The following is a 15,426-nucleotide window of genomic DNA, read 5'->3' as shown; positions in this document are numbered from 1 at the left end:
GGCGTCAATCCAGCATGAGCCAGGACGCAACACGCACTCCACCGGGCTTCGGGCCAGGCGGCTGGCGCTACTACGGGCAAGCACGCCCTTCCTTTGCCGTCGAGCCGGCGCCCGGGCAGGAATCGGTGTGGGACTACCCGCGGCCGCCACGCATCGTCGCCGATGCACGTGAGGTGGTGGTCCGGGTCGGCGACGTCGTGGTCGCCCGATCGCGCCGCGCCGTGCGCGTGCTCGAGACTGCGAGCCCACCCACGGTGTACATCCCGCGCGAGGACGTGGTCACCAAGTACCTGCAGGCGGCGCCAGGCGCGTCAGGCTGCGAGTGGAAGGGCACGGCCCGCTACTGGACCGTGCGGGTCGGGTCCGTCGTGCTCGAGTCGGTGGGCTGGTCCTACGACGACCCGCTGCCGGCGTTCGAGGCCATTCGTGGGCACCTGTCGTTCTACCCGGGCCGGATCGCGTGCGAACTCGGCGGCGTGCGCGTCGAGGCTCAGGCCGGCGGGTTCTACGGCGGATGGGTCACGCCCGAGATTGTCGGGCCCTTCAAGGGAGGTCCGGGCACGGGCGGCTGGTGAGGCTCGCGGCCGGGCAGCGCCACGTTCCTGTCGTCAGGCGAAGGGGTCGCGCACGTCGAGCGACTCGAATTTCCTGAAGTCCCGATCGTTCGAGTACAGGGTCCTGACACCATTCTGGAAGAGCAGCGCGGCAAGGTGCGCATCGGGCACGAGGTTGGCGCGCACGGTCGTGCCGGCGGTCACGTGCCGATAGGCGTCGGGAAAGCCGTCCTGCTCGGTGACGACGCGCACGTGTGGCAGCGACAGCAGCGCGTCGATGTTTGCCCACGCCTCGTCCGGTGAGAGCGGCGACGTGAAGATGCCTGGATGAGTCGCGATCCGGAGGTAGCCCATCAGCGTCTGCCACGTCAGGCACAGCACCTCGGGGCTCGACGCGCAGGACTCCAGGAACGCGCGGGCGGCGCGATGCCGTGCGCTCGAGCGGTCCGAGGCGAAGAGGAGCACGTTGGTGTCGAGCGAGTAGCTCACGATCGATCGGCGTCGAGTGCCGCGTACACGGCGTCCTTGTCATCGAGATCGATGCGCGCGGTCATCGGGCGCGACGTCCACCGGAACGCGGGGCGCCCACGGGCCGAGCGACGACGGGCGAGCGCTTCGGCGAGCAGTTCGGAGACGATCGCGCCCATGGAGCGGCCTTCCTGCTCCTGGATCGCCTTCACTTCACGGAGAAGCGGGTCGTCGATGTCGACCGTGGTGCGCATGATGCGGGATGTTATCACCCACCGCATCTGATGCGCCAGGGCGTCGACTTGACGCCATCTCCCTGGTTGCTCGACTCAATCCCCCGGCAGCGGCGTGTCGTTGCCCACGCCTCGCAGCAGGAAGAGCGCGTAGAGGAAGTTCGGCAGCACGGCAGCCATCGGCATCGCCCACGTCCAGCCCTGCGTGAAATCCACCGGGGCCGCCGTCGGTGGTGCGCCGCTCGAGGCGACGAAGGTCCCCAGGTCCCACAACGCGTGGTAGGCGATCGGCACCCAGATCGACCCGGTGCGGATCAGCAGGGCGATGAACACGACACCGCTCATGAACGCCGCGCCCGACTGCACCGCGGACTCGAGCAACCTGCCGGTGACGAACACGTTCATCACGTGCACGCCGCCGAACAGCAGCGAGGTGCCGACGATGGCCGGCCACGCGGTGAGCCGGGACCGGAGTCCCTGGAAGACGACCCCCCGGAACATCCACTCTTCCGACAACCCCACGAGCGCCGTGTTGAGCGCGATGAACAGCAGCGTGCCGAGGGGCGGCATCCCCAGCAGCGCGGGCAACAGCGCGAACGCCACGAGGTACAGGCCCGGGAACCAGAGGATGGCCAGCGAGCGTGCCGATCGAGGCGCCACGAAGCCGAGATCACGCCACCGCATCACGGCGGTCACGGCCGCCAGCACCGCAATTGCCATCACCAGGTTCCAGCTGACGCCGTGGCTCACGGTCTCGATGAGCGGCTTCTTGCTGCCGTCGCCTGCCCACCGCATGCCGAACACGGTGACCAGCGTCCAGGCGATGTAGGTGAGCAGCGCCACGGGGAGCCGTGCGGATCCCTGCCGGACAGTCATCTGGGGAGTCTCCCGTCGAGTGCGGCCTATCTCTGCAGTGAGCCTGCAGAGTAGCGGCACCGGGAGAAGCGCCGCTATCCCATTTGCGTCATCGCCGGACAGCGCGACGTCGCGGTCGCGGTGTGCCCCCACCCGCGGGCGCGGGCAGGGACACGACCCCGTTCTCGATCAGGCCTGAAGCGCCGCCTGGCAGTAGTCCAGGCACTTCCGGATCTCGGCCGCCCGCGTCGAGCCTTCGGGCACTCGGTACTCGAACTCGATGATCGGCCGGACGTTCCACTTGTTGTCGCGGATCGCCTGTAGCGTCTGGCGGACCGGCGTGTCGCCCTCGCCGAACGGCTTGTTCTGGCCGCCGTTGGTCTTCGACTGCCGATCCTTGACGTGGATGTGCGGGATCCGGTCGTGGTGCGTGGCGATGAACGGCAACACCGACTCGTCGTGCGTGGCCATCCAGTGGCCGATGTCGATGTTCGCGCCGTTGTACTTCGCTTCCGTGAAGATCTCCTCGTACAGGGCGACCGTGCCCTGCGCGTGGTGGTGGTAGGCCGCGAAGATCTTGTGCTTGTCGGCAAACGCCCCGATGCGCTTGGTGTCGGCCCGCTGTTGCGGCAGCTCCGACGAGATCGCCCGGGCACCCAGATCGCGCGCCATCTGGAAGAAGTAGTCGAGCTCCTCGTTGGACACCGTGTAGAGATCGTCGACCTTCAGCACGTCGACGATCACCCCGGCCTTCTCGTACATCTTCCGCAGGTCCTTCACCTTCGCCGACGAGGCGGCGAGGCGCCACGCGCGCACCTCCTTCTTCCGCGCGTCGGCGGCCGCGGCCTGCTCGGGCGTGGGCGTGCGGTTGCCGCCGAGCCCGCCCTGCGCCATCTGTTGCGGCGTCGGCGCGGGTTGTCCCGCGGCACGCGCCGCCGCCCGCGCCTTCTCGGCCTCCGCGGCAGCGCGCACCGTCGGCGAACCGAGGAAGTTCTCGACCGGCTGGGCCCGCAGTTCGACCGAGCCGATCCCGAGGTCGACCAACTGCTTCAGCACCTCCTCCGCGGCCAGGTTGTTCCCCAGGCCGAGGCTGTAGGGCACGTTGAGCCCGACACGGACACCGCCCCACGTCGAAGGATTGGCCGACGCCTGTGCGGGCAGCGCCGCCGACCCGCGCCACGCCACGCCCAGTGCGGGGAGGCCGGCGATGGCCACCCGTCCGAACTCTCGTCTTGTCATCGACATGTCTCGCTCCGCTGCTTGGTTCCGGATGGGAACGGCGCCAGTGTACGGCGGCCCGCCTCCTCTCCGCACCTCATCGGGAGCGGCAGCGGCGTTAACGGCAGGCCCTTCGAGCTCGTCCTCCCGCCATGAGTCATCCATCCCTGTACCTGGCGGCGCTCGTCCTGTACCTCGCGTGGGGAACCACGCCGCTCGCACCACGGACGGATGCGGCAGCCACGAAGGGCCCGTTCGATGTCGGTTTCAGGGTGGAAGCCGTGCGCGATCGGTCGCGCACGCTGGGTCCCGCGACCGACTTCGAGGGCCGGCGGCACCTGGAATCGCGCGAGTGGCCCGTGCAGGTCTCGGTGTGGTACCCGTCGCACCGCGCCGTGGGTCCAGTCATGAGCGACGGGGAGTATCGCGCATGGCACGGGGTGCGGGAGACACTCGGCACGCCGGGTGCACCGGAACGCGGGCAGGCCGCCAGCGATCTGCTGTCGCTGATGACCGCCGCCGACATCCCCGGTGGACCGGAGGACGCACGCCTCGCGATGGACGCACGTGGCGTCGCGGTTGCTGATGCGCCACCCGCGCCCGGCCCTCACCCGCTCGTCGTCGGCGGTCTGGGGAGCGCTGGGATCGCGTGGCCGCTGGCCGAGCGCCTCGCGAGCCACGGGTATGTCGTCGCGACCGCGGCGACCCTCGGCCGCACGGCGAGCGACGAGGCGACGCGGCCGCAGGTAGCGCTCGAGACCCGCGCGAGGACCCTGGAGTTCGTGATTGCGCACGTGCTGTCGACGCGCGAGGTCGATGCGGAGCGCATCGGGCTGGTCGGAGTGAACTTCGACGGTGCGGCGGCTCTGCTCTCGCAGTCACGCATGATGCGGGCACGCGCCGTCGTGTCGATCGACGGACGTGAAGGCAAGCCGGGCGGCGGCGACCTTCTCGACAAGGCCACCGGGTTCGACGTCGTGCGACTCCGGGTCCCGTACATGACCGTTCAGTGGGACGAGCCCACCTTACCGGCCCTCGATGCGGCGCTGTTCGAGCGTATGGTCTACGCGCCTCGCGACTGGCTGATCTTCCGCGGACTGCGTCATGCGCATCTGGTCGGCAACGTGGCGTCGGTGCCGACCCTCCCGGGTGCACAGCGACAGGCGATTGGTCGCATGCACGCGCTGGTGCAGAGCTTCCTCGACACGCACGTCCGCGGCATCGTCGCGTCGCCTCCACCGATCGAGCCCGCACTCCTGGCAGCGACTCGTCACCTGGACGCGCTGCCAGCCGCCCCGACGCGCGAGGAGTTGGAGGAACTCCTTTGGAACACGGGCGACGTCCTCCGAGGCCTGGAGATCGTGCGCCAGGCGCAGGCCCGCCAGCCTGGCCTCGTGCTGCTCGATGCGGCAACCGCACGCCTGTACGCGTTCAGGCACGAGGCGGCCGGTCGGCCCGACAAGGCCGCTCCCCTGCGTCGCTATGCCGAGGAGACCGCTGAGGCGAGGTGATGCGATTGGCCTGGATGCCGGGCACCTCAGGGCGCCACGCGGAGCGCTGCAAGCATGTCGTCGAGCGCGGCCCGGTCGTGCCACGTGCCCTCGTGCACGACGCCGAACCGATCCTGCGTGCGCGACACGTCCTGCAGGGGATTGGCATTGACCACCAGGAGATTGGCGCGCATGCCCGGCGCCACGGTGCCGCCATCGGTGTCGGTCCCGAGGTACACCGCGACGTTGCGCGTCCCCGAGGCGAGCGCCTCGTAGGGCGTCAGGCCGGCCTTCACGACGGCGACGAGTTCCTGGTGGGTGGCGATACCCGGCACGTTGAGGATCTGCGGAGAGTCGGCGCCGAGGAGGATCCCGACGCCCGCATCCTGCATCTGCCGCAGCAGCCGCGACCGGAATGCCATGAGGCGGGCGCGGTCCTGCGCATTCGGGTTCTGCGGGCCGCCTCGGAAAGCCTTCAGGCCGTTCTCCCACTGTTGCCGCATGTCGGCCGTGATGTAGGCGAGCTCGGGCCGCTTCATCATCGCCGTCACCGGCTCGTCCGACAGGAAGTTGACCATCAGGGTCTCGGTGGGCACGAGCCACACCCCGGCCGCCTTCGTCTCCTGCACGAGCGCCGGGATCTTGCGATCGTCGAGGTGCGGCGCAATCGACGACCCGAAGAACCCGCTGCCCGAGGCCGGCATCGTCACACCGTCGCGAAGGGCCGCCTCGGCATACCCGTCGAGGTGCTCGATGGTGCGGTAGCCCGCCGCGATGGCGCGATGCACGCCCACGTCCGCGGGCACATGGCCCGCGATCGGGATGCCGACCTGTCGCGCCGTGCGGGCCAGGGCTTCGAACGCCGCCAGCGGCACGCCAGGGTGGATCTTGATCAGGTCGTACCCGGCCGCCTTCTGGTCGCGCGCCATCTGCTCGCCAGCGGCCGCGGTCGTGACCGATTGACCGTTGGCTGAAGGACCCGACGTGTAGATCCGCGGCCCGAGCACCTCGCCCCTGGCGACCCGGTCGCGCAGCGTGAGCTGGGCCGGGTGGCCGAGCATGCTTCGCACGGTGAGCACGCCATGGACGACGTTGAGCGCGAGGATGCGCTCGTTGAGCGCCGTGTTCGGACCGGCCAGGTGGCCATGCATCTCGCCGAGCGCCGGCAGTACGTACTTGCCGGCGCCGTTGACGATGCGCGCGCCGGCGGGCGGCTTCACGGTGGCGGTGGGCCCCATCTCCACGATGCGGCCGTCGCGAATCACGAGGGTCTGCCGTTGCAGCACGCGCTCCCGATCCATCGGGATCACGTCGACACCGACGAGCGCCAGGGCCGGCGACTGGCCGCGAACGGCGAGACCGAGGGCGACGACCGCCGCGAGGGTCGCGGCGATCCCATGTCTCATGGGAGAAGGCATGCGCAGGAGGATACGCCCGTCGCCGCCCGTCGCCTGAATCGGCGTTGACGAACCGGTGCGGCCCGCGGATGAGCCGGTGGGCCTCCCGGCTGACACGAAGAGCCATGTCGTCGAGGGCGACGCCCTCGTCTTCGACTGGGATCCCACCTTGACGAGGGGCCACTCCGGGCGTACACGTCGTCGGCATGACCCTGCCGAGAATCGCTGCCCTGGTCGTCGCCGCCACGCTCGCCGCGCCCGCCCCCGCGCCGAGGATTGCTTCCGTGAGTGCCGCCATGCAGGACCTGGTGGCCAGGCAGGAGGTGTCCGGCGCGGTCACCGTCGTCGCCACCAGGGGCGGGGTCGTGCATCTCGACGCCACCGGCCTGGCCGACCTCGCGACGAAGCGGCCGATGACCCCGGACACGCTGTTCTGGATCGCGTCGATGACCAAGCCGATCACCGGTGCGGCCATCCTGATGCTGCAGGACGAAGGCAAGTTGAAGGTGTCCGATCCGGTGGCGAAGTACCTGCCGGCCTTCGAGACGCTGAGGACGCCATCGGGGAAGCCCGCGAACCTGACGATCACGCAGGTCCTCACGCACACGTCCGGGCTCGGTGAGGCGGACCCGGTCGCGGCGCGCGAGGCGCGCACGCTCACCGACATGGAGCGGCTGTGGCTCGCGGCGCCGATGCAGTACGAGCCGGGGACGCAGTGGAAGTACACGCAGAGCGGCATCAACGTCGCCGGCCGGATCGTCGAGGTGGTGAGCGGCAAGCCGTTCGATGTGTTCGTTCGGGAACGCCTCTTCGACCCGCTCGGCATGAAGGACACGACGTTCTCCCCGTCGGAGGCGCAGCGGGCCCGCCTGGTGACGGCCTACACGAAGCACAAGGACACCGGCGTGCTCGAGGCGACGCCGCACCGCGCCGACTACGGCGTCGGCCGCCCGCCATTCGGCAACGGCGGACTCTACTCGACGGGGCCCGACTACGCGCGCTTTGCGCAGATGCTGCTCAACGGCGGCACGCTCGACGGCAAACGCTACCTCAGCGCCGAGGCGATGCGGACGCTCACGACACCGCTCACCGGCGACCTGCCCACCGGCTTCTTCCAGGGCGAGGCGTGGGGCAATCGCGGCGCCAACTACGGGTGGGGGCTGGCCACGTGCATCCTGAAGACTCCGCACGACGGCGTGGCGTCGATGCTCTCCCCTGGCACGTTCGGGCACGGCGGTGCGTGGGGGACGCAGGCGTGGATCGACCCGGTGAAGGGCGTGGCCTACGTCCTGATGATCCAGCGCGCCGGGCTCCCCAACAGCGACGCGAGTGACGTCCGCCTCGCGTTCCAGCGGGCCGCGGCGGCGGCGCTGCCGCAGTAGGCAGACACGCTGACGGCCTGACCCGTCCCTCGGGCGGGTCGCCCGTGGCCAACGTCAGCGCTGCGGAGGGACCGCCGGTTCTGGCGTGGCCCCCGTCGCCGGCGTCGGCGCTTCGAGCGCGTGGATCGTGCCCTGCACCACACCTTCGACCGCGGCGCCGTCGGCGGCGCGCAGGTCGTAGGCGACCTCGACGACCCACGTCGGTCCGAGGCCCGGCACCTGGACGGTCACGGTACGGCCGTCGGCGCCGAGCGAGGCTCGATCGGCGCGCAACGTGCGCACGTTGTAGCGCTTCGATCCGTACCCGCTCGACCGCTGCAGGTCCCACACGCTCACGGTGAAGGCCTCGGGGCGCACCGCCGCCCGGGCCAGCGACGACGCGAAGGTGAGTTCCAGGCCGGTGGTGCGCGCCTTCATCGCGATCGGCAGGCGCAGCGGGCGGCCGGTGTAGCGGACCCGGTAGAAGCCGCCCACCTGCGTCATCTGGTTGGTCGCCCAGGCCGACAGGCCGAGCACGTAGAGCTGGCCATCCTTCTCGTTGAAGCGGCCGCGGATGATGCCGGTCGGGAACTGCGGGATCGGCAGCGCCACCACCGCACCCTGCTTGGTGCGGTCGAAGAACTGGGTCAACACCGCGAAGATCCGACCGGTGCCGTAGGACAGGCTCAGCAGGCTTCCGTCGAGCGGCCCCCAGCGGCGGCTGTCGGCCCAGAGCAGTTCTGCCGGCGATCGATCGAACTTCGAGTCCAGCCAGAGCAGGGGCGGACGCATCGCCTGGTCGGACGCGTCGGCCGGCGCGCCGTAGCCGTACATGTTGCCGTAGAACCCGCCCGGCTCCACCCAGTTGATGCGGTTCATCGGCGTCCAGTACCCCTCCTGGTCGGTGACGATGAAGGATCCGTCGGGATTGACGAGGACGCCGTTGGCGGCCCGGAAGCCGGTCGCGACGATCGCGGACGTGCGCCCGTCAGGACTGACGCGGATCAGCGTGCCGTGCTGGGGAATCAGGGCCGTTCGTGCGTGGCGAGCGCTCTTGGCGTAGTAGAAGTTGCCGGCGGCGTCGGTCTGCAGTCCCATCGCGAACTCGTGGAAGTGCTCGGTGACCTGGTGGTCGCTGTTGAAGCTCTCGTAGAAGTCCGAATGCCCATCGTCGTCGAGGTCGCGCAGGACGACGATCTGGTCGCGGCAGCCGACGTAGATGGCGCCCTGGTGGTACTTGACGCCGAGCGGCTCGAACAGTCCCGTCGCGATGCGATGCCACTGGAGCACGCCCTGCGGCTGCGTGAGTCCCTCGACGCGCCACACCTCGCCGTCGATTGTGGACACGATCGCCGCGTCGCCACCGGGCAGGAAGTCGATGCCGGTCGGGCGCATGCGGCTCTTCCAGGGGTTCTCCTGCGGCAGCGTGAGGACGTCGACGGCGTACGCGTCGCGATCGACGCCGCGAACGATCGGCGAGGAAAGCACGGCGCTGTCGCGGGCCGGTCCACCGCGGGTGAACTGGCGCAGGTCCAGGGGCGGCGCGGCGGCGCGAATGGCCGACTCGACGTCCACGCCTGGCGCGGCCATCCACAGGGCCACGTGCGCCGGCGTGCCGGCCGGCACCTTCAGCACGTGGAAGCCGGACTCCTGCGCCAGCGTCGCCCCGTGGCCTGCCAGGTGCACCGCGGCGCCTGCCGGCGCGACGCGCATGGTCAGCGGCGTGCTCGACGAGGCGATGTCGAGGGTGCGACTGACGATGGGCGCGTCGCCGCCCCGCTGCAGGTCGTACGACTCGAGGACCGCCGCGTCGCCTACGGTGTAGGCGATGACCACGCGACTGCCGTGGCGGTAGAGGCCCGTGTAGTGCGCCCACTGGCGGGGAAGCGGACCGAAGGGCCTGCCGTCCACCGCCACGAAGCGTGGATCGGCGAAGTCGCCGGTCGCCGGATTGGCCCAGCCCGGCGTGATCGGGTTCTCGATGCGGATGGTGCCGACCGTGCGGGGATAGATGTTGTGCCGGTCGTTGAGCAGGATGCCTTCGTAGTCGATGAACCCGGCACCCGTCCAGAAGCCGGTCAGGCGCATCAGGTCGTGGTCGAACAGCACGAAGGCCGTGCCGGCCGCGACACCGCCGGGGCCGTCGTCGAGGCGGATGGCGATCCCCTTGTAGGCGAAGTTGACGTCGCGCAGGTCCTCGTTGGGTAGCGGACTGCGGCCACCAGAGATGCGGCGCGGCGGATCGTCGGAGTTGGCGAGTTCGTAGGTGTGGATCAGGAAGTCGCCGTAGTCCATCTCGGCCCACGGGCGATAAGGCTGCGGATCGGGCCCGATCGAATCACCCGTCGGCAGGCCCGCAAGATACGCCTCGGTGACCGGGACCAACTGTCGGGGGTTGCGCGTCCTGAGGTACTCCTCGCGCAGGAAGTGGATGACGTCGTACTTCTCGCGCGGCGTGAGACGCACCTGCGGCGGCATGAGGCCGAAGCCGCGCGTCAGCGTCTGGTAGAGCGCGTAGGGATCGGCCCCGTTGCGGAACGGTTCCTGCCAGAACCGGCGGGACGTGGGAATCGATCCGGGGTTGTCGGGATCGCCGTGACAGGTGTAGCACGCGGTGCGGTAGGTCGCCTGACCCCGACGGTACGACGCGTCGTCCCAGCCCGACACGAGGCGCGCATGATCGATGGTGCGCTCGTACTCGGGCAGCGCCGGCCGGTCGAGGAGATACGTCGTGTGCGGCCGGGGCGGTCGGCAGGCCGCGCACAGCACCAGGAGCAGGAGGACGCGCAGCGTCGTCGCGGAAATGGGCATCGCGGAAGGGGTGGCCGTAGTAGATACGCTTCTGCCACCCGGTGACAATGCCCGTCCGCGGCGGGGCCGCCCCGACGACCTCCTGCCTCCCCTGACGTATCCCTGACCGTCGGCCAAGGCCGACGGCGACGCCCGGGGGCCTAACGGCGCGGTCTGAGACCGCGCCCTACCCTGTGCCACGCCACGCCGGGCGCAACGCGAGCAACGCCGTAGACGACGGACCGCCCTAGTCCACGTGCAGCGCGGCCCAGGGGTCGATGCGCGTCGCTCGTCGAGCCGGCACCCACGCCGCCAGGAGCGCCACGACCAGCAGGATCGCCGTCACGACCCCGAAGGCGGCCGGATCGGTGGGCGTGACCCCGAACAGGAACCGCTGGAGCACGCGCGTCATCACGGTGGCGCCGACCAACCCGAGCACCAGCCCGGCCCCGACGATGCGGAGCGCGCGGGCCAGCACGAAGAGGAGCACGTCGCGCCGCTCCGCGCCGAGCGCCATGCGCAACGCGATCTCCCGCCGACGCTGCGCCACCGCGTAGGCCATCAGGCCGTGGATGCCCAGCGTCGCGATCAGCATGGCCGCCGTCGCGAACAGCACGAGCAGCACCATGCGGAACCTCGGCGGCGCCACCGATGCCGCCACCGCTTCGTCCATCGTCGCCGCCCCCTGAATCACGAGGTCGGGCGCCGCGCGACGCACCTCCGCGCGCATCGCCTCCGACACCGGGCCGGGCGTTGGGGTGCGCGCCACGAACGACACGAAGCGCAGGAAGAGCGCGCCGGTCTCCTGCTGGTAGGGCACGTACAGCATCGGCTGCACGTCGCGGTCGAGGCCCATGTGCCTGATGTCGGCGACCACGCCCACCACCGTCATCCAGTCTTCCTCGTCGACCACGCGCACCCGCCTGCCGATCGCCTCGCCGGGCCCGCCAGGGAACGACTCGCGCACCAGGCGCTCGCTGATGATCGCCACCTTCGGCGCCTCTGGCGTGTCGCCCGACGAGAAGTCGCGGCCGGCCAGCAGCGGAATCCCCATCGTCGCGAAGTACCCGGGATGGATCTTCGGCAGGCCGGCAAACAGCTTCGGCTTCGGCAGGCCCTCGATCTCGAAGTCGCTCTGGATGTACATCATCCCGAACGGCGCCGAGTTGACCACGCTGGCCGACTTCACGCCGGGCAGCAGCCGGATGCGATCGAGCACGCTGCTGGTGAAGGCCTTCATGGGCGCGGGCCGGTCGTAGAGGTGCTCGGGCAGCACCACGCGCACGGCCTGCACCACGCCGTCGCGGCCCTCGAGCTCGAAGCCGGGCGACACCGACGAGAGTCGCACGAAGCTGTGGACCAGCAAGCCGGCGCCAATCAGCAGCACGAGGGTCACCGCCACCTGTCCGGCGACCAGCAGCGCCCGTAGTCGCTCGCCCTGGCGATCGCTCGTGGTGCGCGCGCCGCCTGCCTGCAGGGCCAGTGCCTCGCTGAAGGCGGCCGCACCGAGGCGCGTGGCGGGCAGCAGCCCGATCAGCATGGTGGACGCGATCGACACACCGAGCGCGAAGGCCAGCACCCGCCCGTCGATCAGGATGCCGCCGGTCCGCGGCAGCAGGAAGGGCGGCACGAACGGCAGCGTCATGTCGAGGGTGATCCGCGCCAGCGCGACGCCGAGCGCTGCGCCGAGCACCGACAGGATCGCCGCCTCGGTGAGCAACTGGCGCACCAGGCGCGCCCGGCTCGCGCCGACGGCGAGCCGCACCGACAGCTCGCCACGCCGCGCCGTGAGGCGGGCCATCTGCAGGTTGGCCACGTTCACGCACGCGATGAGCAACACGAAGGACACCGCGCCCAGCAGGACCAGCAGCAGCCTGCGCACCGGTTCGGTGCCGCGCTCCTGAAGTCCCGTGACGTGGGCACGAGACCGCCCGTTGGCGACCAGCGCGCCCTCGGGTGCCATCGCGCCGGCGGCCGCAATCGCCGGGTCGTTGACCAGCGACGTGAGCTCCGCCTCCGCCCGCGCCCGCGCGACCCCGGGCTTCAGGCGACCGAGCAGGAACAGGAAGGCGCTTCCGCCCGTGTCGTTCGCCCAGCGATTGGGGAAGTAGACGTCCGGTTCCGGCAGCGCGCCGATGCCGATGACCGGGCGGAAGCTGAAGTCGGCCGGCAGCACGCCAACGACCGTCCTCGGCACGCCGTCAATGGTGATGGCTCGCCCGGTGATCGCCGGATCGCCCCTGAACGCCGTGCGCCACAGGCGATCGCTCAGGATGGCGCTGCGGTCATCGTCGCTGGAGCCATCGGAGAGGAACCTGCGGCCGTACGGGGGCGTGACACCCAGCAGCGCGAGGAAGTTCGGGCTGACGTCGAGCGCGCGCAGTTGCTGCGGCTCGCCGCGTCCCGTGAGCGACACGTCGGAGGAACTGTAGGCCGCGATCTGCTCGAAGGTGTCGGCGTTGTCCCGCAGGCCCTGGTAGGACACGGGCGCCCACGTCCAGATCGTCCTCGGTCCGCGCTCGGACTGCTGCAAGGAGGACAGCACCACGAGGCGGTCGGGATCGGCAAAGGGCAGCGCGCGCCACAGGACGCCGTAGGCCACCGAGAAGATGGTGGTGGTCAATCCGATGCCGACCGCGAGCGTGGCGAGGGCGGTGAGGGTGAAGCCCGGGTCGCGCCGCAGCAACCGCACGCCATGACGGACGTCGCGCACGAGTGTCTCGGCCGTGGGCATGGTTGGTGACCTCTGACCCGGTTCGGGCGATCGACGATCGGACTGCGGTTCGGACCCCACGTACCCTCCTGCGTGACGCGCTGCTTCCGTGACCCCGCCGATGCGCGCCGCGTCCCCCTCTACAAGAAGCGGTCCACACCCGCCTCGCCGCCCATTCCTCGCGTGACCGGCCGACAGCGTAGCGCGCCCGTCCCACCCGCGACACGGCCCGTCCCGGATCCGGGACGCGGGGACGCGACAGGGCACCCCGACCCAGAAATTCCGCCGGCTTTCGTTGGCCCGTCGTTTGCTCAGTGTGAGGATCGTGCCCGATGTATCCCTCACCCCGCGGGAGCGGCGACAGCGGCAGTGGCGTCGCCTGCGCATGCCGGTGATCCTCCTGGTGCTGGTCGCCATCGCCGGCGTGGCGTCCATGCGCCTGGCGCCCGCCGCGCCGACCGTGGACGGCGCCCCGCTGTGGTTCGACACCGTGATGCGCGGCGAACTGCTGCGCGAGGTGCGCGGTACCGGCACGCTGGTGCCGGTGGACACCGCCTGGATCCCGGCGACGACCGACGGCCGCGTGGTGCGCATCCTGCTCCGTCCCGGCGCACAGGTCCGCCCCGACGACGTGATCCTGGAGCTGCAGAACCCGGCGCTCGCCCAGGAGGTCCTCGACACGCGCCTCCAGTTGCAGGCCGCCGAGGCCCGCCTGCGTCGTGCCGACGCCGACGCGACGACGGCGCTGCTGGCGCAGCAGGCGCAGGTGGCGCAGGCGGAAGCCCAGTACGAAGAGGCGCGGGCCGACGCGGAGGCCGACCAGGCGCTGCTCGGCGACGGCCTGGTCTCCGAACTCCAGCATCGACGCAGCACGTCGCGCGCCAGGTCGCTCGCCGCCCAGGTCGCCGCCGAGCGCAAGCGGCTCGAGGTGGGCACGAGCATGCGGCCCTCGCAGTTGGCCGAACAGCAGGCCGACGTCGAGCGCATGCGCGCGCTGCTCGCGCTCAAGACGTCCCAGCTCGGCCAGCTCATGGTACGGGCCGGCATGGCCGGCGTGCTGCAGGCCGTGCCCGTCGAGGTGGGCAGCCAGGTGACCGCGGGAACCAACGTGGCCCGCGTCGCCGACCCGGCGTTGCTGAAGGCGCAGGTGCGCGTGCCGGAGACCCAGGCGCGCGACGTCCAGGTCGGGCAGTCGGCGCGCGTCGACACGCGCAACGGCATCGCGGCGGGTCGCGTGTCGCGCGTCGACCCGGCGGCGGTCAACGGCACCGTGCTGGTGGACATCGCCTTCACGGGCGCGACCCCCGACGGCGCCCGCCCGGACCTCTCCGTCGACGGCATCGTGGAGGTGGAGCGGCTTGCCGACGTGCTGTACATGGCGCGTCCGGCTGCGGGCCAGGAAGGCGCCACGATTGGCCTCTTCGCCGTCGCGCCGGACGGCACGGCGCAACGGCGGCAGGTCAGGCTCGGCAAGGCGTCGGTGCGTCACGTGCAGGTGCTCGACGGGCTGCGCGCCGGCGAGCGCGTGATCCTGTCCGACATGGCCGCGTGGGAGCAGGCCGACCGCCTGCTCATCAAGTAGAGTCCGTTCCAGGGAAGCGAGCAGATCGACATGACCCAGCCCCTGATCCGCCTCGAAGGCATCCGCAAGGTCTTCGAGGGTGACGAGATCCAGACCCACGCGCTCGACGGCATCCACCTCACCATCGACGTCGGCGAGTACGTCGCGATCGAGGGCCCGTCGGGCTGCGGCAAGTCCACGCTGCTGTCCATCCTCGGGCTGCTCGACACGCCGACCGCCGGACGGTACTGGCTGAACGACCGGCCGGTGGAGAGCCTGTCGGCGACCGAGCGCGCCCGCACGCGCAATCGCGAGATCGGCTTCATCTTCCAGGGCTTCAACCTGATCGGCGACATGCCGGTGTACGAGAACGTGGAGCTGCCGCTCACCTACATGGGCATGGACCGCGCCGAGCGGCGCCGACGCGTGGAGCGGGCGCTCGAGCGCGTCGGCATGGGGCACCGGTCGCGCCACCTGCCCGGACAGCTCTCCGGCGGCCAGCAGCAGCGCGTCGCCGTCGCCCGGGCGGTGGTGACGCAGCCGTCGATCCTGCTGGCCGACGAGCCCACCGGCAACCTCGACTCCCGCAACGGCGAGCTCGTGATGGACCTGTTGCGCGACCTGCATCGCGACGGCGCGACGATCTGCATGGTCACCCACGACCCGCGGTACGCGGCGCACGCGAGCCGCACCGTGCAGCTGTTCGACGGACGGGTGGTGCAGGAGGAGATCCAGGGCCAGCGCGACGCCCACGTTGGCGCGCAGGAGTCCGCTCGGTAGACTCGG

At 70.7% G+C, this 15,426-nt stretch carries 12 protein-coding genes; 5 read left to right on the top strand and 7 right to left on the bottom strand.

The window, feature by feature from the left end:
- Positions 1 to 14 precede the first annotated feature (14 nt).
- Complete coding sequence (locus TBR22_RS00655; protein WP_239491018.1) at positions 15 to 575, top strand: DUF427 domain-containing protein; 561 nt, start codon at positions 15 to 17, stop codon at positions 573 to 575.
- A 33-nt stretch (positions 576 to 608) separates the two neighbouring features.
- Here the strand turns inward: TBR22_RS00655 and TBR22_RS00650 are convergent, their stop codons facing one another.
- The 4 genes from TBR22_RS00650 to TBR22_RS00635 all read right to left on the bottom strand — a co-directional run bounded on the left by TBR22_RS00650 (position 609) and on the right by TBR22_RS00635 (position 3,349).
- Positions 609 to 1,043: a TA system VapC family ribonuclease toxin gene (locus TBR22_RS00650; RefSeq protein WP_239491017.1), complete on the bottom strand. Its 435-nt coding sequence runs from the start codon at positions 1,041 to 1,043 to the stop codon at positions 609 to 611.
- The gene (locus tag TBR22_RS00645) at positions 1,040 to 1,276 is read right to left on the bottom strand and encodes a hypothetical protein (protein ID WP_239491016.1); all 237 of its coding nucleotides are present in this window, start codon (positions 1,274 to 1,276) and stop codon (positions 1,040 to 1,042) included. Before TBR22_RS00645 ends, TBR22_RS00650 begins: the two co-directional genes overlap by 4 nt.
- Before the next feature lie 75 nt (positions 1,277 to 1,351).
- Entirely contained in the window at positions 1,352 to 2,131 is a 780-nt protein-coding gene (locus tag TBR22_RS00640) for a CPBP family intramembrane glutamic endopeptidase (RefSeq protein ID WP_239491015.1), read from the bottom strand.
- A gap of 168 nt (positions 2,132 to 2,299) precedes the next feature.
- Positions 2,300 to 3,349: a sugar phosphate isomerase/epimerase gene (locus TBR22_RS00635; RefSeq protein WP_239491014.1), complete on the bottom strand. Its 1,050-nt coding sequence runs from the start codon at positions 3,347 to 3,349 to the stop codon at positions 2,300 to 2,302.
- A 131-nt stretch (positions 3,350 to 3,480) separates the two neighbouring features.
- Here TBR22_RS00635 and TBR22_RS00630 point away from each other — a divergent pair, with 131 nt between their 5' ends.
- Entirely contained in the window at positions 3,481 to 4,839 is a 1,359-nt protein-coding gene (locus TBR22_RS00630) for a dienelactone hydrolase family protein (RefSeq protein WP_239491013.1), read from the top strand.
- Positions 4,840 to 4,865: 26 nt separating this feature from the next.
- Here TBR22_RS00630 and TBR22_RS00625 read toward each other — a convergent pair whose 3' ends face one another.
- Positions 4,866 to 6,224, bottom strand: coding sequence for an amidohydrolase family protein (locus TBR22_RS00625; RefSeq protein WP_239491012.1), 1,359 nt, complete (start codon positions 6,222 to 6,224; stop codon positions 4,866 to 4,868).
- A gap of 197 nt (positions 6,225 to 6,421) precedes the next feature.
- On the opposite strand from TBR22_RS00625, the gene TBR22_RS00620 reads away from it, so the two are divergent.
- Positions 6,422 to 7,597 (top strand): serine hydrolase, encoded by a 1,176-nt coding sequence (locus tag TBR22_RS00620; protein ID WP_239491011.1) that lies wholly within the window; start codon positions 6,422 to 6,424, stop codon positions 7,595 to 7,597.
- 54 nt (positions 7,598 to 7,651) lie between these two features.
- On the opposite strand, the gene TBR22_RS00615 is transcribed toward TBR22_RS00620, so the two are convergent.
- Together TBR22_RS00615 and TBR22_RS00610 are read right to left on the bottom strand one after the other, a co-directional pair.
- Positions 7,652 to 10,387, bottom strand: coding sequence for a DUF6797 domain-containing protein (locus TBR22_RS00615; RefSeq protein WP_239491010.1), 2,736 nt, complete (start codon positions 10,385 to 10,387; stop codon positions 7,652 to 7,654).
- Positions 10,388 to 10,613: 226 nt separating this feature from the next.
- Positions 10,614 to 13,100 (bottom strand): ABC transporter permease, encoded by a 2,487-nt coding sequence (locus TBR22_RS00610; RefSeq protein ID WP_239491009.1) that lies wholly within the window; start codon positions 13,098 to 13,100, stop codon positions 10,614 to 10,616.
- A 304-nt stretch (positions 13,101 to 13,404) separates the two neighbouring features.
- On the opposite strand from TBR22_RS00610, the gene TBR22_RS00605 reads away from it, so the two are divergent.
- Both TBR22_RS00605 and TBR22_RS00600 read left to right on the top strand, forming a co-directional pair.
- The gene (locus TBR22_RS00605) at positions 13,405 to 14,661 is read left to right on the top strand and encodes an efflux RND transporter periplasmic adaptor subunit (RefSeq protein WP_239491008.1); all 1,257 of its coding nucleotides are present in this window, start codon (positions 13,405 to 13,407) and stop codon (positions 14,659 to 14,661) included.
- Positions 14,662 to 14,691: 30 nt separating this feature from the next.
- Positions 14,692 to 15,420, top strand: a complete 729-nt coding sequence (locus TBR22_RS00600) for an ABC transporter ATP-binding protein (protein WP_239491007.1) — start codon at positions 14,692 to 14,694, stop codon at positions 15,418 to 15,420.
- Positions 15,421 to 15,426 lie beyond the last annotated feature (6 nt).

The organism is Luteitalea sp. TBR-22, from assembly GCF_016865485.1.
GTDB lineage: Bacteria > Acidobacteriota > Vicinamibacteria > Vicinamibacterales > Vicinamibacteraceae > Luteitalea.
This window is presented reverse-complemented; position numbering and strand designations above follow the sequence as displayed.

What these genes read in the sequence shown, in the direction of transcription:
- TBR22_RS00645 (WP_239491016.1), bottom strand. Translation starts at nt 1,276, where the DNA reads ATGCGCACCACGGTCGACATCGACGACCCGCTTCTCCGTGAAGTGAAG.
- TBR22_RS00615 (WP_239491010.1), bottom strand. Translation starts at nt 10,387, where the DNA reads ATGCCCATTTCCGCGACGACGCTGCGCGTCCTCCTGCTCCTGGTGCTG.
- TBR22_RS00640 (WP_239491015.1), bottom strand. Translation starts at nt 2,131, where the DNA reads ATGACTGTCCGGCAGGGATCCGCACGGCTCCCCGTGGCGCTGCTCACC.
- TBR22_RS00600 (WP_239491007.1), top strand. Translation starts at nt 14,692, where the DNA reads ATGACCCAGCCCCTGATCCGCCTCGAAGGCATCCGCAAGGTCTTCGAG.
- TBR22_RS00625 (WP_239491012.1), bottom strand. Translation starts at nt 6,224, where the DNA reads ATGAGACATGGGATCGCCGCGACCCTCGCGGCGGTCGTCGCCCTCGGT.
- TBR22_RS00655 (WP_239491018.1), top strand. Translation starts at nt 15, where the DNA reads ATGAGCCAGGACGCAACACGCACTCCACCGGGCTTCGGGCCAGGCGGC.
- TBR22_RS00610 (WP_239491009.1), bottom strand. Translation starts at nt 13,100, where the DNA reads ATGCCCACGGCCGAGACACTCGTGCGCGACGTCCGTCATGGCGTGCGG.
- TBR22_RS00635 (WP_239491014.1), bottom strand. Translation starts at nt 3,349, where the DNA reads ATGACAAGACGAGAGTTCGGACGGGTGGCCATCGCCGGCCTCCCCGCA.
- TBR22_RS00630 (WP_239491013.1), top strand. Translation starts at nt 3,481, where the DNA reads ATGAGTCATCCATCCCTGTACCTGGCGGCGCTCGTCCTGTACCTCGCG.
- TBR22_RS00620 (WP_239491011.1), top strand. Translation starts at nt 6,422, where the DNA reads ATGACCCTGCCGAGAATCGCTGCCCTGGTCGTCGCCGCCACGCTCGCC.